This window comes from Massilia sp. WG5, from assembly GCF_001412595.2.
Taxonomy (GTDB): Bacteria; Pseudomonadota; Gammaproteobacteria; order Burkholderiales; family Burkholderiaceae_D; genus Telluria.
Genome location: NZ_CP012640.2, coordinates 5035458 through 5058457, shown reverse-complemented (window position 1 = coordinate 5058457; position 23000 = coordinate 5035458). Strand labels below are relative to the sequence as shown.

General features: G+C 58.9%; 17 protein-coding genes and 2 other RNA genes. 11 read left to right on the top strand and 8 right to left on the bottom strand.

The window, feature by feature from the left end:
- Window positions 1-3: 3 nt before the first annotated feature.
- The 6 genes from AM586_RS22570 to gyrA form a co-directional block, all read right to left on the bottom strand.
- Entirely contained in the window at window positions 4-912 is a 909-nt protein-coding gene (locus AM586_RS22570) for a prephenate dehydrogenase/arogenate dehydrogenase family protein (protein WP_047823371.1), read from the bottom strand.
- On the bottom strand, window positions 913-2016 hold the full coding sequence (gene hisC, locus AM586_RS22565) for a histidinol-phosphate transaminase (RefSeq protein WP_047823373.1): 1104 nt from the start codon (window positions 2014-2016) through the stop codon (window positions 913-915). It abuts the gene before it with no gap.
- 30 nt (window positions 2017-2046) lie between these two features.
- Complete coding sequence (gene pheA / locus AM586_RS22560; protein WP_047823374.1) at window positions 2047-3117, bottom strand: prephenate dehydratase; 1071 nt, start codon at window positions 3115-3117, stop codon at window positions 2047-2049.
- Between the two features lie 55 nt (window positions 3118-3172).
- Entirely contained in the window at window positions 3173-4261 is a 1089-nt protein-coding gene (gene serC / locus AM586_RS22555; protein WP_047823437.1) for a 3-phosphoserine/phosphohydroxythreonine transaminase, read from the bottom strand.
- 18 nt (window positions 4262-4279) lie between these two features.
- On the bottom strand, window positions 4280-4828 hold the full coding sequence (locus tag AM586_RS22550) for a DUF2059 domain-containing protein (RefSeq protein WP_047823376.1): 549 nt from the start codon (window positions 4826-4828) through the stop codon (window positions 4280-4282).
- A gap of 206 nt (window positions 4829-5034) precedes the next feature.
- Window positions 5035-7650, bottom strand: a complete 2616-nt coding sequence (gene gyrA / locus AM586_RS22545) for a DNA gyrase subunit A (RefSeq protein ID WP_047823378.1) — start codon at window positions 7648-7650, stop codon at window positions 5035-5037.
- Window positions 7651-8070: 420 nt separating this feature from the next.
- Here gyrA and ompA point away from each other — a divergent pair, with 420 nt between their 5' ends.
- The 4 genes from ompA (at window position 8071) to AM586_RS22525 (ending at window position 11109) form a co-directional block, all read left to right on the top strand.
- On the top strand, window positions 8071-8784 hold the full coding sequence (ompA, locus tag AM586_RS22540; protein WP_047823380.1) for an outer membrane protein OmpA: 714 nt from the start codon (window positions 8071-8073) through the stop codon (window positions 8782-8784).
- A 141-nt stretch (window positions 8785-8925) separates the two neighbouring features.
- Window positions 8926-9642 carry a bifunctional 2-polyprenyl-6-hydroxyphenol methylase/3-demethylubiquinol 3-O-methyltransferase UbiG gene (gene ubiG / locus AM586_RS22535; RefSeq protein WP_047823382.1) on the top strand — a complete coding sequence of 239 codons (717 nt, stop codon included), beginning with the start codon at window positions 8926-8928 and terminating at the stop codon, window positions 9640-9642.
- A gap of 33 nt (window positions 9643-9675) precedes the next feature.
- Window positions 9676-10374 carry an HAD family hydrolase gene (locus tag AM586_RS22530; protein WP_047823384.1) on the top strand — a complete coding sequence of 233 codons (699 nt, stop codon included), beginning with the start codon at window positions 9676-9678 and terminating at the stop codon, window positions 10372-10374.
- Between the two features lie 105 nt (window positions 10375-10479).
- Entirely contained in the window at window positions 10480-11109 is a 630-nt protein-coding gene (locus tag AM586_RS22525; protein ID WP_047823387.1) for a glycine zipper 2TM domain-containing protein, read from the top strand.
- A gap of 59 nt (window positions 11110-11168) precedes the next feature.
- Here AM586_RS22525 and AM586_RS22520 read toward each other — a convergent pair whose 3' ends face one another.
- Window positions 11169-12020: a class I SAM-dependent methyltransferase gene (locus AM586_RS22520; RefSeq protein WP_047823388.1), complete on the bottom strand. Its 852-nt coding sequence runs from the start codon at window positions 12018-12020 to the stop codon at window positions 11169-11171.
- A 170-nt stretch (window positions 12021-12190) separates the two neighbouring features.
- On the opposite strand from AM586_RS22520, the gene ssrA (AM586_RS22515) reads away from it, so the two are divergent.
- From ssrA (AM586_RS22515) to ssrA (AM586_RS22490), 7 genes are all read left to right on the top strand, one after another.
- Window positions 12191-12519: a transfer-messenger RNA gene (gene ssrA / locus AM586_RS22515) on the top strand.
- A gap of 1347 nt (window positions 12520-13866) precedes the next feature.
- On the top strand, window positions 13867-15330 hold the full coding sequence (locus tag AM586_RS22510; protein WP_082439470.1) for a tyrosine-type recombinase/integrase: 1464 nt from the start codon (window positions 13867-13869) through the stop codon (window positions 15328-15330).
- A gap of 601 nt (window positions 15331-15931) precedes the next feature.
- The gene (locus AM586_RS28955; RefSeq protein WP_229412938.1) at window positions 15932-18667 is read left to right on the top strand and encodes a hypothetical protein; all 2736 of its coding nucleotides are present in this window, start codon (window positions 15932-15934) and stop codon (window positions 18665-18667) included.
- Between the two features lie 145 nt (window positions 18668-18812).
- Window positions 18813-19286 (top strand): hypothetical protein, encoded by a 474-nt coding sequence (locus tag AM586_RS28340; protein WP_156328117.1) that lies wholly within the window; start codon window positions 18813-18815, stop codon window positions 19284-19286.
- A gap of 3 nt (window positions 19287-19289) precedes the next feature.
- Window positions 19290-19742 (top strand): VPA1267 family protein, encoded by a 453-nt coding sequence (locus AM586_RS22500; RefSeq protein WP_052233372.1) that lies wholly within the window; start codon window positions 19290-19292, stop codon window positions 19740-19742.
- A gap of 128 nt (window positions 19743-19870) precedes the next feature.
- Window positions 19871-21985: an AAA family ATPase gene (locus AM586_RS22495; protein ID WP_156328118.1), complete on the top strand. Its 2115-nt coding sequence runs from the start codon at window positions 19871-19873 to the stop codon at window positions 21983-21985.
- A gap of 74 nt (window positions 21986-22059) precedes the next feature.
- Window positions 22060-22418, top strand: a transfer-messenger RNA (tmRNA) gene (gene ssrA, locus AM586_RS22490).
- A gap of 88 nt (window positions 22419-22506) precedes the next feature.
- On the opposite strand, the gene AM586_RS28335 is transcribed toward ssrA (AM586_RS22490), so the two are convergent.
- The gene (locus AM586_RS28335) at window positions 22507-22878 is read right to left on the bottom strand and encodes a hypothetical protein (RefSeq protein ID WP_156328119.1); all 372 of its coding nucleotides are present in this window, start codon (window positions 22876-22878) and stop codon (window positions 22507-22509) included.
- Window positions 22879-23000: the final 122 nt, after the last annotated feature.

Here is a 23000-nt window from a genome sequence, read left to right as displayed (position 1 = left end):
AGATTACTTTCCTGATTCCTGATCCGGACTGGGCGGTTTTTCGGCGGTTTCGATCGTTTCGATCCATGCGCGCCGGGCGCGCTGGGCGTTGCCGTACACGGCTTCGAGCCCGGCCGCGTCGGAGCATGCCAGGCATTCGCGCAGTCCATTCAATTGTGCCAGATAGGCATCGAGCTCACCGAGCAGCGCATCGCGGTTCGCCAGGCTGATGTCGCGCCACATCTCGGGCGAGGAGCCGGCGATGCGGGTGAAGTCGCGAAAGCCGCTGGCCGCATACTGGAACAGCAGGTCGGCATGCGGCTTGTTGGCGATGTCGTCCACCAGCGCATAGGCCAGCAGATGCGGCAGGTGGCTGACGGCGGCGAAGACCTTGTCGTGCTCGCCCGGCGTGAGGAGGTGGATGATGGCGCCGCACTGGCGCCAGGCGGCCGCCACCCGGTCGACGGCGGCCGGCGGGTTTTCCGGCAGCGGGGTCAGCACCGCCTTCTTGCCGCGGTAGAGGTCCGGGATGGCGGCGTCCGGGCCGTTCGATTCGCGTCCGGCAATCGGATGGCCGGGCACGAACTGGTGGATGCGCTCCTTCAGCACCGCACGCGCGCTGGCGACCACGTCCGACTTGGTGCTGCCTGCGTCGGTGACGATGGTGTGCGGTTCCAGCCATGGCAGCAGCGCCGCGAGGATGCCGGCGGTCTGCGCCACCGGCGCCGCGAGCAGCACCAGGTCGGCGCCGCGCAGGGCTTCTTCCGGATGCTCGCTGACGGTATCGACGATGCCGAGCTGGCGCGCCCTTGCCAGCGCCTGCGCCGAGCGCTCCAGCCCGACGATCTCGCGCGCCGCGCCGGCCGCCTTCAGGCCGAGCGCGAAGGAGCCGCCGATCAGGCCGACGCCGACGATGACGACTTTATCGAACATTCAGGCCAGCGCCTTACCGAGCGCCTCGATGAACCTGGCGTTCTCCTCCGGCAGCCCGATCGAGATGCGCAGCCACTGCGGCAGACCGTAGGCGCCGACCGGGCGCACGATCACGCCCTGCTTCAGCAGTGCGATGTTGACGCGGCTGCCCGCGCCGTCGTCCTCGCCGACCTTGACCAGCACGAAGTTGCCGTGCGAGGGCACGTACTGGAGCTTGAGCGCGTCGAAGGCGGCGGTCAGCTGCCGGTAGCCGGCGCGGTTGTTTTCAAAGCCCTTCCGCAGGAAGTCCTTGTCGTTCAGGGCCGCGATGGCCGCGGCCTGGGCCAGCGAATTCACGTTGAAGGGCTGGCGGATGCGGTTCATCAGGTCGGTCACCGCCGGCTGGGCGATCGCGAAGCCGACGCGCAGGCCGGCCAGGCCGTAGGCCTTCGAGAAGGTGCGCGAGACGATCAGGTTCGGGAACTTGCGCACCCACTGGGTCGACTCGAACTGGTCTTGCTGCTCCAGGTATTCGTTGTAGGCCTCGTCCAGCACCACGATCACGCTGGCCGGCACTTTGGCCAGGAAGGCCTCGATCTCGGCCGCCGGAATGAAGGTGCCGGTCGGGTTGTTCGGGTTGGCGATGAACACGAGTTTCGTATCCGCGTCGATCGCGGCCGCCATCGCGTCGAGGTCGTGGCCGTAATCCCTGGCCGGCACCACGATGCCGCGCGCGCCCACGCCCTGGGTTGCCAGCGCATACACGGCGAAGGAGTACTGCGAGTAGACCACGGCCTGGCCCTGCTGGACGAAGGCATGGGCGGCGATCTCGAGGATGTCGTTGGAGCCGTTGCCGAGGGTGATCCACTCGGCCGGCACATCGTAGCGCTTGGCCAGCGCGGCTTTCAGCTCGAAGCCGTTGGCGTCCGGATAGCGGCCCAGTTCCGCGGCGGCGTCGAGCATCGCCTTCTTCGCCGATTCGGGCATGCCGAACGGGTTTTCGTTGGACGCCAGCTTGACGATGCTGGCTTCATCCAGGCCGAACTCGCGGGCGACTTCGGAGATGGGTTTGCCTGCCTGGTAAGGGGCGATGGCGCGGACGTATTCAGGACCGAATTGCGACATGGAGACTCTCGATAACTAATAGATAAGGGATCACAGGCCGACCGGGTAGGAGCCGAGAACTTTGAAGAAGGCGGCGTTCGCCTTCAGCTCCTCGAGCGCGCGCGCGACCGCGGCATCCTGGTGGTGGCCTTCGACGTCGACGTAGAAGTAGTACTCCCAGGTGCCGATGCGCGCCGGGCGCGATTCGAAGCGCGTCATCGACACGCCGTGGACTGCGAGCGGCGCCAGCAGCTTGTAGACGGCGCCGGCCTTGTTCGGCACCGCCAGCACCAGCGAGGTGCGGTCCTGGCCGGACGGGCCGGCGGCCTGGCGCCCGATCACGGCGAAGCGCGTGCGGTTGTGCGGGTCGTCCTGGATGTGGGCCTGGACCACGCCCAGCTTGTACTGCTCGCCCGCCATCTCGCTGGCGATCGCGGCGACGGTCGGATCCTGGCTGGCCAGCACCGCCGCTTCGGCGTTGGAGGCGACGGCGCGGCGTTCGATGTGCGGATGGTGCAGGTTCAGCCAGGCCTGGCACTGGGCCAGCGCCTGCGAATGCGCGCAGACCACCGTCACGCCGTCCATGCTGCCGGTCTTCGACATCAGGCTGTGGTGGACCGGGATCGAGACTTCGCCGCTGATGATGGCGGTGGTGGCGAGCATCAGGTCGAGGGTGCGGTTGATCGCGCCTTCCGACGAGTTCTCGACCGGCACCACGCCGTAGTCGGCGGTACCGGCCTCGGTGGCGCGGAACACTTCGTCGATCGACACGCAGGGCATGCCCTCCACCGCGCTGCCGAAGTGCTGGAACACGGCCTGCTCGCTGAAGGTGCCGGTGGGGCCGAGATAGGCGACCGTGACGCGCTTCTCCAGCGCGCGGCAGGACGACATGATCTCGCGGAAGATGGTCTGGACGTCCTTGTCCTTCAGCGGGCCGGGATTGTTGTCGGCGACCTTGCGCAGGACCTGCGCCTCACGCTCGGGGCGGAACACCGGCGCGTTGGTCTCGGCCTTCACGTGGCCGACTTCCTGGGCCACCTTGCCGCGGCGGCTCAGGAGTTCGAGGATTTGCGCGTCGATCGAATCGATCTGGTCGCGCAGGGGTTTCAACTTGTCTGTCATTGTCTGCTCATGAATGGTGAGTTCGCGCCCGTAGGGTGGGCACCCCGTGCCCGCCCTACCGCCCCGCAAACTCGTTCAAATAATCGACCAGGGCTTGCACGCCCTCGATCGGCATCGCGTTGTAGATCGATGCCCGCATACCGCCGACGGACTTGTGGCCCTTCAGTTGCAGCAGCCCGCGCGCCTTGGCGCCGGCCAGGAATTGGTCGTTCAGGGATTCGTCGCGCAGGTAGAAGGGTATGTTCATGCGCGAACGGCATTCGGGCGCCACGCGATTCCGGTAGAAATCGTCGGCATCCAGCGTCTCGTACAGCAGGCGCGCTTTTTCGATATTGCGGCGCTCCATCTCGGCCACCCCGCCCAGCTTTTTCAGGTGCGCGAATACCAGGCCGGCGATGTAGATGGCGTAGGTCGGCGGCGTGTTCAGCATCGAGTCGGCATCGGCCACCGCGCGCCAGTTGAAGACGCCGGGGCAGATCGGCAGCGCGCTGTCCAGCAGGTCGTCGCGCACGATCACCAGGGTCAGGCCGGCCGGGCCGATGTTCTTCTGGGCGCCGGCAAAGATCACGCCATACTTCGAGACGTCGATCTGCCGCGACAGGATGTGCGAGGACATGTCGGCGACCAGCGGCGTATTGCCCTGCACCGTCGGCACGAAGTTGAATTCGACGCCGTCGATGGTTTCGTTGGTGCAGACGTGCAGGTAGGCGGCGTCAGCGCTCAGCTTCCAGCTTTCCTGCGGCGGCACGGTGGTGAAGCCGCTCGCTTCGCCGGATGCGGCGACGTTCACCTTGGCGTAACGGCGCGCTTCCTTGATCGACTTGCTCGACCACGAACCGGTCTGCACGAAGTCGATGGTGGCCGGCTGGGGCTTGCGTCCCGCCAGGTTCAGGGGCACCAGCGAATTCTCGCCCAGCCCGCCGCCCTGCATGAACAGGATCTTGTAGTTGGCGGGAACCTGCAGCAGCTCGCGCAGGTCGGCTTCGGCCTGCTTGTAGATCGAGATGAATTCGGGGCCGCGGTGGCTCATCTCCATGACCGACATGCCGCTGCCGTGCCAGTCGAGCATTTCGCTGGCGGCCTGCTGCAGGACTTCTTTCGGGAGAACGGCTGGGCCGGCGGAGAAATTAAAAACCTGGGTCACGCGCACCTCGTCCAATGATTATTGACCGACCACGTCTTGCATGGTCTGGCTCATGAGCTTCTGAATCCGCGGCATCATCACGCGGTTGCTGATTTCCGTACTTTGCGCCATCAGCTTGGGCATGTTCGCCATCATCTTGCGGCCCAGCGGCGACCGGTAGAAAGCGGTCAGCTGGTGCAGTTCGTCGACCGTGAAGCTGTTCGCATACAGGGGCTCGATCTCGGCCAGCATGTCGTCGACCAGCGTCGGGTCCGAGAACAGCACGTGCATCTTGGCGACCAGTTCCGGCAGTTCGGCGTCGAATTTTTGCAGCGCCCGCGTCTTCTGCTCGTTGTTCATGGTGGCGTCGGCCTGGAGCATGCGCGACACCGTCTCCCGCATCTGGGCCGGCATCAGCTCCTCGGCCTGCTTCATGGACTGGGCCATCAATGCGCGCACGTGCATCGCATCCAGCATCTGCCGGGTCGCCTCGACCGCGGCCGGTGCAGCGGCAGGCGCCGCCTGTACGACCCCGATGGCCGGGAAGAACAGGAGGACGGAAACGATGGCGGCGAAAGGTGTTTTCACGAAAAAATTCCAAGATGTCGAACCGCGGGCGCAAGTGTTGCCGCCCATACATCGGTGACAGGCAAACACGATTTTCGCACGAAACTTGCAAAAAATCCTTATGCATCCCGATTTTTCGCCGCAATGCAGCATGTCCACCGAAAGAAAAACGGCCCGTGCATCGCTGCACGGGCCGTCCCGGAGGGTTTCAGTTGCAACCGCGAGAATTACTCCGGCGCCGGCTCCAGCTCGACCTCGTCGACATCGCTCTCGACCACGCGCTGCAGGCCGGACAGCTTGGTGCCGTCCTCGACGGCGATCAGGGTCACGCCCTGGGTCGCGCGGCCCATCTCGCGGATCTCGGACACGCGGGTACGGATCAGCACGCCGCCGGTCGTGATCAGCATGATCTCGTCGGTCTCGTCGACCAGGGTCGCAGCCACCACCTTGCCGTTGCGCTCGGTGGTCTGGATCGCGATCATGCCCTTGGTGCCGCGGCCGTGGCGGGTGTACTCGGTGATCGGAGTACGCTTGCCGAAGCCGTTCTCGGTGGCCGTCAGGACCGACTGCTGCTCGTTCTCGGCGACCAGCAGCGCGATCACGTTCTGGCCCTCTTCCAGGTTCATGCCGCGCACGCCGCGCGCGGTACGGCCCATCGGGCGCACGTCGTTCTCGTCGAAGCGCACGGCCTTGCCGGCGTCCGAGAACAGCATCACGTCGTGCTTGCCGTCGGTGAGCGCGGCGCCGATCAGGAAATCGCCGTCGTCCAGGTCGACCGCGATGATGCCGGCCTTGCGCGGATTGCTGAAGTCGCGCAGCGGGGTCTTCTTGACGGTGCCCAGGCTGGTGGACATGAAGACGTAGTGATCTTCCGGGAAGCTCGAGTTCTCGCCCGACAGCGGCAGGATCACCGTGATCTTCTCGCCGTCCTGCAGCGGGAACATGTTCACGATCGGCTTGCCGCGCGAGTTGCGCGAGCCCTGCGGCACTTCCCACACCTTCAGCCAGTACATCCGGCCGCGGTTGCTGAAGCACAGCATGTAGTCGTGGGTGTTGGCGATGAACAGCTGGTCGATCCAGTCCTCGTCCTTGGTCGCCATCGCCTGCTTGCCGCGGCCGCCGCGCTTCTGGGCACGGTATTCCGAGATCGGCTGCGACTTCATGTAACCGGTGTGCGACAGGGTCACCACCATGTCCTGCGGGGTGATCAGGTCTTCGGTTTCCAGGTCGCTGGCATTGTGCTCGATGGCCGAGCGGCGGCTGTCCTTGCCGTTCTCGGTGTAATCGGCCTTGATCTGCGCCATTTCGTCGACGATGATCGCGGTGACGCGTTCCGGACGGGCCAGGATGTCGAGCAGGTCGGCGATCTGCGCCATCACGTCCTTGTACTCGTTGACGATCTTGTCCTGCTCGAGGCCGGTCAGGCGCTGCAGGCGCATCTGCAGGATTTCCTGGGCCTGCTCGTCGGACAGCTTGTACAGGCCGTCCTGCTGCATGCCGTAGTGCTTCGGCAGGTGCTCCGGACGGAAGGCGTCGATGCCGCCGGCGGCGCCGGTTTCGGTACGCATCAGCATCTCGCGCACCAGGGACGAATCCCAGGCGCGCTGCATCAGCTCGGTCTTCGCGACCGGCGGGGTCGGCGCAGCCTTGATGATGGCGATGAAGTCGTCGATGTTCGCCAGTGCAACGGCCAGGCCTTCCAGCATGTGGCCGCGCTCGCGCGCCTTGCGCAGTTCGAACACGGTGCGGCGGGTGACCACTTCGCGGCGGTGCGACAGGAAGCACTCCAGCATCTGCTTCAGGTTCAGCAGCTTGGGCTGGCCGTTGACCAGCGCCACCATGTTCATGCCGAAGGTGTCTTGCAGCTGGGTCTGCTTGTACAGATTGTTCAGCACCACTTCCGGCACTTCGCCGCGCTTCAGCTCGATCACCACGCGCATGCCCGACTTGTCGGACTCGTCGCGGATGTCGGAGATACCTTCCAGTTTCTTGTCGCGCACGTTCTCGGCGATACGCTCGAGCAGCGACTTCTTGTTCACCTGGTAGGGCAGCTCGTCGACGATGATGGCCACGCGGCCGCCGTCCTTGCCGTATTCCTCGAAGTGGGTCTTGGCGCGCATCACCACGCGGCCGCGGCCGGTGCGATAGCCGTCGCGCACGCCGGACACGCCGTAGATGATGCCGGCGGTCGGGAAGTCCGGCGCCGGGATCAGCTCGATCAGTTCGTCGATCGTGCAGTCCGGGTTGCGCAGCACGTGCAGCGCGCCGTTGATGACTTCGGACAGGTTGTGCGGCGGGATATTGGTGGCCATGCCGACCGCGATGCCCGAGGAACCGTTCACCAGCAGGTTCGGGATGCGGGTCGGCAGGACCGTCGGCTCTTTTTCCTTGCCGTCATAGTTCGGCTGGAAGTCGACCGTGTCCTTGTCGATGTCGGCCAGCAGTTCCTGGGAGATCTTGTCGAGGCGGCACTCGGTGTAACGCATCGCCGCGGCGCTGTCGCCGTCGATGGAACCGAAGTTGCCCTGCCCGTCCACCAGCGTGTAGCGCAGCGAGAAGTCCTGCGCCATGCGCACCAGGGTGTCGTAGATCGACGCGTCGCCGTGCGGGTGGAATTTACCCATGGTTTCGCCGACCACACGCGCGCACTTCAGGTAAGGACGGTTCCACACGTTGTTCATCTCATGCATCGCGAACAGCACGCGGCGGTGCACCGGCTTGAGACCGTCGCGCGCATCCGGCAGAGCACGGCCCACGATCACGCTCATCGCGTAATCGAGGTAGCTCTTGCGCATTTCTTCTTCCAGAGAAATTGGAATTGTTTCTTTTGCGAATTGATCCATTGGCGAGTCGGCTGTTTTCGGGGCCTGTGCGGGCCACCAGTTTTAAGTTTCCAAGCGTTCGATTTTACCACGCGCGCTATATCAGCAGTGCATTTTGAAAGCAAGTCCAGCACGCTTGACATGTGCACGATTAGTAATTTGACACATGCCTGTCATAAACTTTCGTCAAGCTTGCGAGCCGCTCACAACACGTTGTTGCGCAGAAACAACGCGACAAATCCCATGCATTGCAAATGGGGCCTGCTGCGGTCGTGCAGATGTAGCGTATGTGGCAAAATGGCCGAGAAGTTAATTGCTTGTTTCACAATGCGAAACGGGCGCGTCAGTTTGAAATGTTAGTATTCTGCCCATGCGCTGGCTTATATCTGTGTTGGCGCAATTTCGCAGCGCGAAAGAATTTACCGAAAGGAAGAAAAAAATATGAAAAAATTAGCAACCCTCATGCTCGCAGCTTCGGCAGCGATGGCCGGCAGTGCTTTTGCACAAAGCGCACCGCCGTATGCGCCGCTGACGACCGACATCCAGGCTCCGAAGCCCTACAGCGCTTACGTGCAGGATGCTCGCGGCGTGATTGCGCGCAATCCTTTCGGCCTGTGCTGGCGCACCGGCTACTGGACCCCGGCCGATGCAGTCCCGGGTTGCGACGCACCGCTGTGCGTGCCGCCGGAGAAACTGGAAAACGGCAAGTGCGTCGCTCCGCCGCCGCCGCCGGTCGAAGCGCCTGCTCCGGCGCCTGCCCCGGCACCGGCTCCGGCTCCGGTCCCGACCTCGGAAAAAGTGAGCTACTCGGCTGACGCCTTCTTCGACTTCGACAAAGCCGTGCTGAAGCCGGCCGGCAAGGCATCGCTGGACGACCTGGTCTCGAAGCTGAAGGACATCAACCTGGAAGTCATCATCGCCGTCGGCCACACCGACTCGATCGGCACCGATGCCTACAACCAGAAGCTGTCGGTCCGCCGCGCAGAAGCCGTCAAGGCCTACCTGCAGAGCAAGGGCGTGGAATCGAACCGCATCTACACCGAAGGCAAGGGCGAGAAGCAGCCTGTGGCCGACAACAAGACTGCCGCCGGCCGCGCCAAGAACCGCCGCGTGGAAATCGAAGTGGTCGGTACCCGCAGCACCCAGCAGCAGTAATCTGCCACTGGGCGAGCTGATTGCCAGATAAAGCCCCGCTTCGGCGGGGTTTTTTTATTCGTCGTCCCCGCGAAGGCGGGATCGAATTTTTTCTCAGCATCCAACCGTCGCGCTGCGGCATTTCCGCTATTATTCCGACCTATGACTACGCAAGAAAAGACGGCCAACGCCGACCCCCTGGAAATCCAGAAGTTCAGCGAACTGGCCCACCGCTGGTGGGATCCAACGTCCGAATTCCGCCCGCTGCACGAAATCAATCCGCTGCGCCTGGAATGGATCAACTCGCGCGTGCCGCTGGCCGGCAAGAACGTGATCGACATCGGCTGCGGCGGCGGCGTGCTGTCCGAATCGATGGCGCGCAAGGGCGCCAAGGTGACCGGCATCGACCTGTCGAAGAAGGCCCTGAAGGTGGCCGACCTGCACAGCCTCGAATCCGGCGTCGAGGTCCGCTACAAGCTCATCGCGGCTGAAGACATGGCCGCCGAGGAAGCGGGCCAGTTCGACGTCGTCACCTGCATGGAAATGCTCGAGCACGTTCCCGATCCGGCCGCCATCGTGCGCGCCGCGGCGACGCTCGTGAAACCGGGCGGCCATGTATTCTTCTCGACCCTGAACCGCAATCCGAAGTCCTATCTGTTCGCGGTGATCGGCGCGGAGTACGTCCTGCGCATGCTGCCGCGCGGCACCCATGACTATGCCAAGTTCATCACCCCGGCCGAACTCTCCGGCTTCATCCGCGCCGCCGGCCTGCAGCTCGAAGGCATGAAGGGCCTGAGCTACAATCCGCTTACCAAGATCTACTCGCTGAACCAGGACACCGACGTGAACTACATGGTGGCCTGCACCAGGCCCTTGTAAGTTCGCGCTGCAACCCGTACCCACAGAAACCGCATGAGCTTTCCCTCCCGCCTGCCTGCGCCGCGCGCCGTCCTGTTCGACCTCGACGGCACGCTGGCCGACACCGCCCCCGATCTCGCCGCCGCCGTCAACTGGCTGCGCACCGAGCGCGGCCTTGCGCCGACGCCCTACGAGGTGCTGCGCCCAACCGCCTCGGCCGGCGCGCGCGGCATGATTGGCGCCGCCTTCGGCCTTGCGCCGGGCGACGACGGCTATGAAGAACTGCGCCTGCAGTGGTTCGACCGCTACCAGTCGGCGATGGCGGTGCACAGCACGCTGTTCGACGGCGTGCCCGAACTGCTGAAGGGCATCGAGGACGCCGGCATGGCCTGGGGCGTGGTCACCAACAAGCCGATGCGCTTTACCGATCCGCTGATTCCGCAGATCGGCCTGGCGCACGCCGGCTGCGTGGTGTCCGGCGACACCACTGCCCACGCCAAGCCCCACCCTGCCCCGCTGCTTGAAGGCGCGCGCCGGCTGGGCCTGGCGCCCGAGCATTGCTGGTACGTCGGCGACGACCTGCGCGACGTCGAAGCCGGCCGCGCCGCCCGCATGGTCACGGTGGCCTGCGGCTGGGGTTATTGCGGCGAGATCCCGCCGGCCACCTGGGGCGCCGATTATCTGCTGGAGACGCCGCAGCACCTGCTGCAGGTGCTGCGCGGACTGATCGAGAAAGCGGCGGCCTCGGCCTGAACGTTACACATCTTTACGATTGATACAGGGATCGGTCTATCTCTACACAATGCTCCCCAGTAATCTACTCCCATCGGACAACGCAACACCTGAGGAGCAGAGAACATGGAAGCCATCAAGACCACCACCAACCGCATCCACCCGCTGATGGCAGCCGCCGCCGCATCGGTCATCGTCGTCAGCCTGGTCGGCGCCGCCGCGATCACCGGCATCCTGCCGAGCTCGAACAGCGCGCCGTCGCCGCAAGCCGCGGCACTGATGACTTCGCAGAACGGCTACGCCCCCGCCTATCCGGGCGCCGCGGCCCCGGTCGCCGCTCCGGTCAACGCTTACGGCCAGCCTATGCAGGCGCAGCCGGTCGCTTACGGTCAACCGGTCCAGGGCGCCTATGCCCAGCCGGCCGCGGCAATGTATGCGCAGGCTCCGGCAGCCGCTCCTGCCCCGGCGCCGGTGGTCATCAAGGAAACCGTGATCAAGGAAGTGCCGGTGAAACAGGCAACGCCGCGTCCGCGCACCGTGCACACGAGCTATGCCCGCCATGAAGAGCCGGCCTACTACGCACCGGCGCCGCGTCCGGCCCCGCAGCCGAACTACATCGGCATCGGCACCGGCGCCGTGATCGGCGGCCTGATCGGTAACCAGGTCGGCGGCGGCAACGGCAAGAAACTGGCCACCGTGGCCGGCATCATCGGCGGCGGCATGCTGGGCAACCAGATGATCAATACCAACCGCTAAGCCGTTCTGCTTTATACGGAAGCCGCAGCCGCCCCAGGCGCTGCGGCTTTTTTACGTTCTCAGGGCTTGCGGAAGACGCTGACGATGATGTCGCTCGGGAACAGGCGCAGCAAGGGAATCACACACAACACGGCGGCATATTGCAGGTAGAGCGAGGGACCGGAAATATTGCCCGCGCAGCGGATCCGCTCCAGCAGGCCCTTGGCGCGCAGCGACGGCAGCTCGCCCGAATGGACGCGCTGGAAGCCATGCCTGCCCACCAGGCGCTCGAGGTTGGCGGGACGGAAATAATGGACGTGGGGCGAAGGCAAGTCCTTCTGCCACAGGCGTTCGAAGGGACTGCGCCAGCCCAGTTTGGCAAACGCCTTCGACAGCCGGTAGAAGAAGCCGGCGCTGTTCGGCAGGTTCAGGATCAGCAGGCCGCCCTGCTCCAGGCGCGCATGACAGGCGTCGAGCGCGGAGCGGATGTCGGGAATATGTTCGATGACGTCGTTGAAGACGATGATGTCGAAGGTCTCGCCGGCTTCGAGCGCATCCGGGAAATAGCCCGGGCGCACCGGCAGCCCACGCGCCGCGGTGCGTCCGCCGACCACGGCATCCGGCTCGATGCCGAGCACCTCGAAGCGCTCGCGGGCAGTCTCCAGGAACCAGCCATGGGCGCAGCCGACGTCGAGCAGGCGGCGCGCGCCCGGCCGGGCCAGCCCGCGCGCGAGCTCGACGATATCCCGGAAATTCTCCTGGCGCAGCGCCTTCAGGCCCAGCTCGCGCTCATCCTCGTCGACCGGGCTACCTTCCGGCTGCTCATTGATCGCACCTTGCAGGGCAGCACTTTCGTACCCACATGCGTGACAGGACGCATGCCATCCGGCCAGGCCGGCGGTTTGAGCGGTGCCGCAGACGATACAACTCATATGATCTCCGTTGGTCTTCATTGGGATATCTCCAGCAACTTTGCATGATAGTCCTTGTTTGACAACTGAAATCTATCGAAAGCTAACATCCGCTTGCAATTTCGAGAGATGCGGATCGCTGCACACCGCCGCAGTTTGCAGTACAATGAGCTTTCTTCGTTGGGGGGCGACCTGGTTTCGACGTGGGTTGCAAAGCAGCGCAGGGCATACCGAGGACTGGTTACCTCGTAAATACATCCAGAAATCAATAACTGCAAACGATAACTCGTACGCACTCGCAGCCTAATCGCTGCTAGCTCTACATCACCTCGCCTCTGGGGTGAGCCGCAAGGCAAGTAGAGTCATTTACAGAGGCTAGGAATCAACTGGGTCACTTGGTTGCTTCCGAAATTTAAGGTGACTCGCTAGTACACAGGGTGCACATCCCCGTTGTGCTGGTTAAATTAAAAGATAGTGCTAAGTATGTAGAACTGTCTGTAGAGTGCTTGCGGACGCGGGTTCTTATCTCAGGACCGAGAAGTGTGCATACTTATTTCTCTCCTTCCTCATCTTTCCCTGCTTTAAAGCTGCCACACGGTCACTTGTGTAGGTGTGCATCGTTATCTGCCGCGTTCTGTACTTGAGAGTTTGTGGGCTTGCTTCGCTTACCTTTTGGTTGGAAGCGTCTTTGCGCTCTGACGAACCTCGCAAATGTATCCCGAATCATCGGTCTAGAATAACCGCGCGAGTGAGCCCTCGACTGTAGACGCCCCGAACCGACTTCGTCGCAAACTCCGCGTGTTCGGCCGCGCTCTGCTGTTGGGTCGCTATGGGCTTGCGTGGGTTCCACATCTGAGCGAGGACACTAAGAACATTCCAATCTTCCTGCCCTGTCGCCCAGCCTCGTCATGTGGAGGAACGCGAGCATTTTGCCGCCCCGTTATTCTTACGACTTCTATTCATCACGCCCTCCGGCTCCGCTATCCACTACGGTGCGCGTCCTTGCCCAGCAATCTGGCGCATATGTTAGACGCAGCGACGCGCCGTTCTCGCAAGGCATACGAATCTATCCGGGCGCCGGCGCTGACTGCTCCCAAAACCGCGATTTTGCCAGCGCGCCGCGGTTGCACTTGGTGGCATTTGCCGACGCTGCAGCGGCAAGGCGTCGGTACTCATCACTCGATAACGCACTTGCCGTTAACGGTTCTGCCTCCTTAGTACTCCCGCTAGCGACGCAAAAGTCCCTAATCCCGCCGGTCGCATAGCTTGGAAAACGAGTTTTCGTCTGGCGGAGTCTCCGCAAGACTAGCGTCGTCAGTGTTGCGAGCTCAGCGGTCCATCCCGCGAATCAGCCTGCCTTCCCAGCTTTATTGCCGCATTCGAGCGCCCCACACCAGTACATCGCAGCCCCCTTTCAAGCGAGTTCCCGTACCACAAGGGTGACCGCGCTAGCCATTTGCCACTCACCCCTTGGCGGCCTACCTGAGAATCTCTTTGCCCATTGTCTTTACTGAGAAGCGGCCGCAACCATTTGATGACTGACAGTGTTGATTAGTGTAGCGATAACTGACAGTGTTGATTAGTGCAGCATGAGTGTAAGTCATTGAATTTAAAAGAAAATATTGATTTTTGCTTGTGTCTGCAATACACTCGACGCTAAGAGGAGATAGTTGACAGTGAGAAACTTAAATGGGCAGTTTTGCCGAATTGGAATTAGTTCCCGAGAGTCACTCCAGTGCGCACAAATAGCTGGGGCACACATCGGTTGACAGCTCAAGCGCGTTGCGTAACGGGGCAGCAGGATTGTCGCCTTAGTCAAGAAGAACGACCGGCTTGACTCTGCCAACAGGAATCAAAGGATGAATTTATGGCACTGAAGAATGTTCGGAAGAAGCAGGTAACTTGGTCTGGCACCCTTACTTGGGAACTAAAAGACAGAGCGGGAGTTCCGATTTCTGTGTTTTCCGAATTCTGCCGAAAGCTCACGGGCCTTGCCTACGCTACTCAGTTACGTTATACCACCGTAGTCGCAAGATTTATTGACTACCTTTACGAAGTTGAAGTACTAGGTGGCCCGCCGGTTAGTCGCGCTGTCCTTAACAAAGCCATAGACCATTATTTAGCTTTGCTTCGCAGCGGGGAGAACATATCCCTTTCCGTTGGCGAAGGAGCGAACGCATGCTATGCGGAAGGCGACCAAGCTAGCGAGCTGGCGCTGCGCAACGTGGCTAAGCGGCTCGGCATTGAGCCCTTATCATCAGGCAGTTGGGACAACACATTAGCACCGCTAAATATGTTCCTTCGTGTTTGTGCAATGCTAGAGCAAGAGGCTAAGGAAATTGCTGTTTTAAAAGGAGGCATTGACGCAAGCCTCGTTAACGCGGCAGAGTGGGACTATCGACCACTGTTGCAAGCAGTTGACGGGATAAGCGCATTTAGTGTTGAAGAAGTCTGGCACCTCAAGCATTCAACAATGCTAGGGGGTGTCATCCGCTTTCGAGGCAACAAGCTAACACGTCCAAAAGGTCTGAAACAGAGCAGTAGGCAGAAAAGCCAAGTGGACGTCGATTCGCTTGATTTCCCTGAAGATTACTTTCCTGCGCTACTGCAGAGCACAACCTCATGGCGCGACCGAGCGCTCTGGACCCTATTGCTTGCGAGCGGCATTCGGCGTTCGGAGGCACTCAACTTGCGGTGGTGTGACGTCGATTTTGCTGCACGAGAGGTTTACGTGCTCGACCCAAACCAGCAGCGCTACGGCCGACTCGTCCCGACTGACGTGCGCCAACTCCGCTTCAAGGGTCGAAGTGTTTCGCAGACCTATATGCGACTACCATATCGCAACTGGTTCTTCGAATACCTTAGCCGATATCGGAGGGAAGAATACCGGCTGCCAATGGACGGCAACGACTTCGTATTTCAATATCTCTTCGCCACCTACCATGGGCGCCCTCTTCACAAAGCGACGGACGAAACACTCAACGATTCCTTTAAATCGGCAGTCAAGCGTGCCCGCATTCCCGGCCCGGCAATCAACAGGAATTATGTGTGGACAGCGCATTCACTAAGACACGCTTATGCACGGCACATGCTAAACGATTTTAATGTTCCAGGTCAGGAGCGGCCTGGTTTATCCGAGGTAGACGTTCAAGCACTGCTTGGCCAAAAGCATATTGGCTCAACACGCAAATACGCGAAGCCGCATGCTAGCCGACTCCGCGAAAAGCTTTTAGCGCACGACCACCAATACATCCAAGGTATCGTTTCGTTGCCTGGTCAGACACCCCAATTGCCTGCTCCCGCTCTCCAATCGGAAAAAAATGCAAATTAACCTTTCCGTTACGCCAACTGTCATTAGCAGACCGGACCTCATGTCCGTCTTCAACCGCGCCTTAGCCAACGCTCGGCAGTATACTGATGCGGTGCTCCCTCCAGTTAGAAGCGGGACTAACGAGGCCCTCGACGGTTGTCTTGCGAGCCTTTTTCAGCTTACGCTGTCACACCGAGATGATGAGGCAACTGGGGCTGCAGCGGTCCTCCTAAGCTTGGCCTACGAGGGGGCGGTTATGCTACCCGCTATATGCCCTCCTCTACGGCAGATTGCACCATGTGACTACCCATTTTCGGTGCCTGGGCTGCTCGCCTCTGTCGATGGCTATGTATCGAGTTTGAAGCCGCGCTGGCTACGCAAAGACCACCATCTACATCTTTTACTTGCCACGGACTGCAGAAGTGCTGGGCAGTTCGATATCTATGCATTCGAGCGACTGCACAGTTGGCTGAATAACGCTAAGTCGCGTGAAGCTAAATTTACGTTCAGTAGCCCGGAGTACATGATGTTGAGGGGACTTGAACTAGCTGAAGGAAGCTCGCTTAGCCGAGACGTACGCCATGGATATCTAATTTGGCGCGTATCAGAATCGGATAAGTCCATGGATTTTTCAGAGTTTATGTCCAACCCAAAGAATCTGCAAGGAATGCGGGTCCATGGACATGAACGTGAACGCATTGAGCTCCACACGCATGTCGAGCGCCGGCGCGTTCTCGAAAATGTCCGTGCGGCGAAGTCGAAAGAGAATCGCCCATTTCCACCATTTGTTCAAAATCTGTTGGACATCGCGGACCGTGATGATGCCAGCGCACCGGAAGCCTACTTTGCGGCCCTAACGGCAGGGTCTAATGTCAAGGGGTTCCGTCCAGACCGGTGGATAGAGAAGCCCGTAAACTATCCAGGACGTAAAAAAATTCACGTTGCTGTGCTTGGGAAATGCTGGTTTATTGCGTTTCAAGCCTTCCTTGGGCGCCGTAAACTGGACTACGAGACAGACGGCCAGGTCCGTTCCACCCTGCATTTGTTTGCCGACTATCTGCTTTTATACCTACCATGGTGGCTTGAAAAGAATCCTGAAACAAACATCAGCTTTCCAGCGTCCCCTAAAGACTTCTTGCGATACTACTTTGTCGACCGCACGCGGTTTCACAGTGAGGAAGAAGAACAACTTGGTATCCTGCCTAAAACATTCAATGACCTGATGAAATTGCGACGTCCCACACCGGATTCTCGCAACATTGTCCGCATAATCCTGCAGAAATTTTTTAACTTTGTTATCACTTACTTCGAGGAAAACCAAGACTTCGTTACCGCAAGGATGCAGAACCCAATTCGTAGCGACTTCGACAATGAGGTTTCCTCTCGACGCGGGAAAACGAATAAGGTGCCTTTCACAGAGGACGTATTTCCTTTTCTAATCCATTACGCTCAGGCGGTTGAGGCTTTTGGCGAATACCTTCAGCAACAAGCTTATGAGAAAAACATTTTTCAAAAAACTCGCGCTACAAGTGAAGGTTACGAGACGGGTTCTTGGGGCTACGTTCCTATCTTTTGGTACCGCGGCCGCCAATACCGCGTCGACTGGCTACCGGGGATTTACTTAATAACCAGGCGCACGCTTCAAGCAAATCCAGATGATACCGCGGGTCTTTATGTGAGCGGCGTCAGAATTAATAGCGGCAAGCAACGCAACGTTACGTTACAATTTCCTCATCTCACAGTAATTCGATTGTTCATTGCGATGGTTGAGACCGGTCTTCGTGGGCAGTCTATACAGTGGCTCGACCGGAGGACGTTCGATAGCATTGCTTCGCCTGTCAGTTCCCTAACTAGCCTATATGGCTCTCCCTTAAGTCAAAATTATCATTCGTTATACATTAATACAGATAAGACACATGAGCCATGGGACAATCTCGTATCATGGCGAGTACGCCGTGCAATGCTGAGTGAAAAGTATTTTCAAGATTCTGTTATCGATAGCTACGTGAATCGTGAAATCCAATACGAAGACCGTGAACACACGCGCTTCGCGCCTATGCTGCCACTCTTTCGCTCGGACCGGAGCCCAAAGCCCGTCTCCGACACCAATTACAGCATGCGGTGGGTTGAATTTCTCCATGGGTTTCAACTGTTCTACAACACAAGAGACGGGGTCGACAGGACTGGTGAAATGGACGCGCTTGTTCTCTTAGCCGAGCGAGAGAACGCGGCCCCTACGGGCTCTCCATTTGACCGCTTCACTGCGATACATACACCTCATGCCTGCCGGGCCACATACGCTACACTGAGAGACGGAGACCTTGAAGTATCCGAGATAGCCGACCAAATAGGACACGGTAGCACAGTCGTAACGTGTACTTACCAGATACCTCAGCAAAAGCGGTTGGCTTCCAAGCTGAAGGAGATTGACAATGAGATGATGGGCGTGGGCATATACGACCCGGACAAGAACTCGCAAGTTTATCTTCATCCCGAAAAGCAAGATAGTTCAGTTCGACAGGCATTTGACAAGAGTAGAGAGCAGGCGATGTCGGACTACGGCTTCATTTCCGGTGTTTGCCTTTGGTCACTTTCCGAGCTTGACGGAGATACCTCGACCTTGGAACTTTTGAGGCAAAGCCCAGCAAGCGTTATCCGGTGGCACTCGACACACATTTGTCCTGTGGGCAATCAGTGTCCAAAGGAAGTTGTCGCGAACGCGGGAGGCCTGTATCGATGTGGTATCTGCCCATTAGCAGCAAAGTGTGTAGACAACCTTACGGCAATTGAAGCAAAGCAGAATGAGCTCCTTGAGCGTATCCGAACAGCCGCCCTAAGGCAAAAACTGCTAATCAAACAAGGTGCGGCCCAAGAGGAAATAGACGCCCTCCATCGTGAGATGCAACTGGATACAAAGGAACTCTTGGGTTGGAGGTTATCGGCCGAGATTCTTCGGGTTCGTCTGCATAAATTGGGCCTACCAAGCGCTGAATACCACGTTGACAAGCCCGACTTAGTCCGCAAGCAGCTCCAGCTGGTGTCACGCAGCAGCTCTGAAAGCGAATTCTTCCTGCAGCGAATCGCAGACTCTAATGCCTACCCATCCTTAGAATCAGCTGAAGTCAGGGCGAAAGCAACTCGATACGCTCGACTGATACTAGCTCGCCAAGGCCGTTTGGAAGAGGCTGCTTTTCTCGATTTACGACCGCATACTGAGCTGTCTGTCTTTGCATCGCTTATCAAACCATACGCGAAAGCAAAAAACCTCACCCTTACTGAACTTGCAGAGGCAATCGATTCACTGCCGAGCACGGCTGTCCTGTCAGAGGCGCGCGATTTGTCGTTGCTGGTAGGTTAGCATGGGGGTTCCTAAAGGCACAGACAACTTTAAATCCTTTAGGGCCTCTAAGCAGCAGAGCGCGGTGGAGATTCTTCGTACGGCGCTAGACTGGGCCCGTCGGCGAAAAATGCCCTACCCTGACAAGTCAACACTCGTATCTGACATGTCTGACCGCACAAAGCTTCACCGTACCACTCTACTGCGGAATCCCTTTTATCACCGCATGTTGTTAGAGTTCCTTGCATCGCAAGCTGGTGGTTCGACTTTCGTTTCTGATGCTGATGCGCCCCCTGAGTTATTGCGCGCTAAACTTATTGACGCGGAAATGGAAATGGGACGGCTACGCGAGGAGATTGCTAGGATGAGTCGAGCCAACATCCACAAGGCAAAGCAAGCCAAGCTGCAAGAGGTGCATATGAGTGAATCAACCGCACATGCCGCGTTTGCAGACACCGTTTGGACAATGCGCCAGGTGCTCGAACGGGTCAATGCCGACGGCGAAATGTTCGAAGTCGACCTTGAGCGGTGCGAAATTCGCGACCTTGCAGCGGCGCCCGGTCGCCGTACCGTTGTGTCGGGTCAACGCTTACGACCGTTCATTGCGGCACTGCGCACATTAAAGGAACAGGAGAAATGATTAATGCAGGTGGCGCTGATGGCTAACGGTCGACAAGTCGCCGAGCAAAATTTCCGTTCATTTATTGCATGGATAGCGAGTAAGACGGACGACGATTTCCGTGCCATGACGAACCGTAGTGTGTTGTCACGCACGGAGATTGCAGCGCAGTGCAACTTCGCCAAGTCAGCCCTTGACCAAAACCCCCGTATCAAACTTGCGCTACGGGAGCTTGAGAGCACTTTGCGCCTACGCGGGGTGCTGCCATCCGCCGTCCGCCTTGATACCGTTGGCGCCGCGGTCACTTTAATGCGGCAGCCTACGCGCGTTCGCGAGACACATGAAGCAGAGTATATCCGGCGGCTGGAGCACGAGAATGCTACGCTTAAAGCTGAAGTTGTCGAGCTTAAACGGGCCCTCATCAAATTCAGCGTGCTCCAGGACGCGCTCGCTCACGCCGGGAGGCTACCCCGTTGAAAGTTGAGCGAACCCTTAGGGTCACCGCTGTTCGGAGCCAAAACCCCAACGGTTTCGGCGGGTGTATTTTCAGCGCCAAACCGATAAGTGAGACGGACCAAGTCTCAGACGCGCCCTCGTACTATGTCGTGAAGGCTACTTCAAGTGCCATTCGCGACATACGGGTCCATCCTGGACAGTGGTGGTCGATATCGGGACGTGTACAGGAACGCATTACGGAAGTTAATGGCTACCGAATTCTGGAGTACCAGTTCGAGGCGACAAGCTGCACCCTTTTGCGGCCGTCAGGCGAGCACATAATTAATTTTATCGCTGACAACCCAGATTTTTCCGGTATCGGTCCCGTAAAAGCGCGGAAACTTTGGGAAACGTTTGGCGACAAGCTTTACCACCTGCTCGATACTCGTGATAGTTCTACTCTGGCCACTATTCTAACATCAGAAAGTGCCGCTCAGGCAGTCAAGGCTTGGGCTCAGCACGGAGACAGCCAGACATTGCAGTGGTTACAGGCAAAAGGATTCGACTTAAAGTTAGGTCGAAAGGTGCTTGAGTTTTATGCTGAGGAGACCGTTCAAAAACTGGACGAGGACCCTTACCGACTCCTGAGTTTTTGCGCTAGTTGGGAGCGTGTCGATGCTCTCGCGCGCGTCCACTTTGGCCTCAACGCCGATGACCCTCGGCGGCTACAAGGCGCCATTGAAGAAGCATGCTACCGGATGTTCACAGCTGGCCATACCGCCGGGTCCATAACTACAGTAATGGGTTTCCTAAAGACGATTCTAGGTTCTCAGACATCGTCATTCCGATGGCGCAAGTTGGTTTCAGAAGCGCTGTCTCAAGGATTGACGAATGGAAGCTTTGTAGTAAGCCCCCAAGGGATTCAAGCCTTGGGCCCTCTGGTAATGGAACGACAAGTGGCGAGTGCGGTAGCCGTGCGCGTTCGCACAGCCAAAGAAGTTGCTCCCGAATTGCCTAGTAGCGCTTACATCAATCGCTTAATAGCGGCGTACGAGCGAGTAGAACGCATCGTGCTTAACAAAGAACAAAACGAGGCGGTTCACCTCGGGGTGACTTCACGTTTCGGCCTTATTATCGGTGGCGCCGGCGTTGGCAAAACCACCACGCTTAGAGCTCTATATCATGTCCTTGACGCTGTTGGCGTGCAAGTCGTGCAACTCGCACTGGCTGGGCGTGCTGCTAAGCGTATGCAAGAAGCTACAGGTCGCTCCGCAACGACTCTTGCAAGCTTCCTTCGAAATCCGAAATCTGGGTCGCTCGACGGTGGCAGTCTTATCGTTATCGATGAGGCAAGCATGGTCGACATTATTACGATGAACGGCTTATGCGAACTTATCGGTCCAGCACCCCGACTGCTATTAGTAGGCGACCCTGCCCAATTGATGCCCGTTGGGCCCGGGCTCGTTTTACACGTTCTTGCACAGATGCCACCAATACCGAAAGTGCAATTACAGACAGTTAAGCGCTATGGCGGGGACATTGGTCTAGCTGCCTCGGCTATCCGTGAGGGACACTGGCCTAATCTCACTGAGAATCCTGACGAGCCAATTGCATTCATCCCTTGCTCGGCAGATGCTTATGAGGGCAAGGATTCCATTGCTGAGATAGTTGTCGGCTTGTATCGCGATGACCCTACGAATACCCAAGTTTTATGTACTAAACGAAATGGCCCGGCCGGCACAGGATGGCTAAATACACTCTGCCAAAACACACTTGCCTCGACAGATGACGCGTTGATGGTCTGGAGCAGGCAACACGGCACATACGTCCACACTGGCTTCCGTCTCAGCGACCCGGTGCTATGCACCCGAAACATTAGGGACCGCGGCCTGCAGAACGGGTCACTTGGTGTAATTGCAAAAATTGAGCAAATAAGCTACGGCAAGGTTGGCACCCAACTTGCCGCTGACTTGGTTATTGGCTGGATTGACTGGGATGACGGGGAACGAAGACCTATCGTTGAAGACATGCTTGACGACTTACAACTAGGGTATGCAATTACGGTACATAAGGCGCAGGGCTCGCAGTGGCCTCGCGTTGTTGTCGCACTGACGGGACACCGGTCGCTTGACCGAACTCTTGTCTACACAGCGGTCACGCGAGCGCAGCGGCAGGTCATTCTTGTTGGAAATGTTGAGGCAGTGAAGGCCGCGGTTGCGGCCGTGCCGCAGGCGCAGCTGCGTCGTGTAGAGCTAGACGCTCATGTCTGTGCCGCACTCTCCTAACGTTGCCTTTGGCACGGCGCGGAAATGGGCCGACACACTAAGCCGCTCAAAGAGTGCTATACTGAAGGTTCAGTGGGGGCGACCTGGCTTCGACGTGGGTTGCAAAGCAGCGCAGGGCATACCGAGGACTGGTTACCTCGTAAATACATCCAGAAATCAATAACTGCAAACGATAACTCGTACGCACTCGCAGCTTAATTGCTGCTAGCTCTACACTACCTCGCCTCTGGGGTGGGCCGCAAGGCAAGTAGAGTCATTTACAGAGGCTAGGACTCAACCGGGTTACTTGGTTGCTTCCGAAATTTAAGGTAACTCGCTAGTACAAAGGGTGCACATCCCCGTTGTGCTGGTTAAATTAAAAGATAGTGCTAAGTATGTAGAACTGTCTGTAGAGTGCTTGCGGACGAGGGTTCGATTCCCTCCGCCTCCATTCCGCATATTTTTGAAAGCCCGCCTCGTGTGGGCTTTTCCTTTTCTGATACTCCGGTAGCAGATTTCCCCGTTCAGCCGCCAGACCGCGGTTATTGGCGGTTTGTGTCGCTTCCGATGCCGCCAGACGAGTGAACAGTCGGGATGAGTCCTTCGGCAAAGGCCCGAATAATCGAACGTGGGGTGAGCACTTTCACAACGGTAGCTGGGTCAATACTTTGCGGCTCACCATAGCCAGCAAACGACCATGGCAGAAATCCTTGGGCGGACACAAGGTAAGCGACTTCCTCATGCTCGAAAATCACGCCACAAGGCAGCTCGGCCAGCGGCGCATCGTACGTCTTTTTGCCGCCACCATAAATCGCACGCTCGGCATGAAGGACGTTGTCAATGTCGGGCATTTTTGTGGACGCGCGAAGGTCTTGCGGTACGTTCGCGCGTAACCATGCATCCTTGAACGCCAAGTGCCGAGCCCGTTGACAATACGCACATGGCCTGTGGCCGGCTGCGAAGGCTGTTGCCTCGTCAATGAAAAAGAGCTCTGAGTACGTTCCAGGTGAAAATGGTCTCGGCCGCTTGATGCCCT

What these genes read in the sequence shown, in the direction of transcription:
- AM586_RS22570 (WP_047823371.1), bottom strand. Translation starts at nt 912, where the DNA reads ATGTTCGATAAAGTCGTCATCGTCGGCGTCGGCCTGATCGGCGGCTCC.
- hisC (WP_047823373.1), bottom strand. Translation starts at nt 2,016, where the DNA reads ATGTCGCAATTCGGTCCTGAATACGTCCGCGCCATCGCCCCTTACCAG.
- pheA (WP_047823374.1), bottom strand. Translation starts at nt 3,117, where the DNA reads ATGACAGACAAGTTGAAACCCCTGCGCGACCAGATCGATTCGATCGAC.
- gyrA (WP_047823378.1), bottom strand. Translation starts at nt 7,650, where the DNA reads ATGGATCAATTCGCAAAAGAAACAATTCCAATTTCTCTGGAAGAAGAA.
- ompA (WP_047823380.1), top strand. Translation starts at nt 8,071, where the DNA reads ATGAAAAAATTAGCAACCCTCATGCTCGCAGCTTCGGCAGCGATGGCC.
- ubiG (WP_047823382.1), top strand. Translation starts at nt 8,926, where the DNA reads ATGACTACGCAAGAAAAGACGGCCAACGCCGACCCCCTGGAAATCCAG.
- AM586_RS22530 (WP_047823384.1), top strand. Translation starts at nt 9,676, where the DNA reads ATGAGCTTTCCCTCCCGCCTGCCTGCGCCGCGCGCCGTCCTGTTCGAC.
- AM586_RS22525 (WP_047823387.1), top strand. Translation starts at nt 10,480, where the DNA reads ATGGAAGCCATCAAGACCACCACCAACCGCATCCACCCGCTGATGGCA.
- AM586_RS22520 (WP_047823388.1), bottom strand. Translation starts at nt 12,020, where the DNA reads ATGAGTTGTATCGTCTGCGGCACCGCTCAAACCGCCGGCCTGGCCGGA.
- AM586_RS22510 (WP_082439470.1), top strand. Translation starts at nt 13,867, where the DNA reads ATGGCACTGAAGAATGTTCGGAAGAAGCAGGTAACTTGGTCTGGCACC.
- AM586_RS28955 (WP_229412938.1), top strand. Translation starts at nt 15,932, where the DNA reads ATGGATTTTTCAGAGTTTATGTCCAACCCAAAGAATCTGCAAGGAATG.
- AM586_RS28340 (WP_156328117.1), top strand. Translation starts at nt 18,813, where the DNA reads ATGTCTGACCGCACAAAGCTTCACCGTACCACTCTACTGCGGAATCCC.
- AM586_RS22500 (WP_052233372.1), top strand. Translation starts at nt 19,290, where the DNA reads ATGCAGGTGGCGCTGATGGCTAACGGTCGACAAGTCGCCGAGCAAAAT.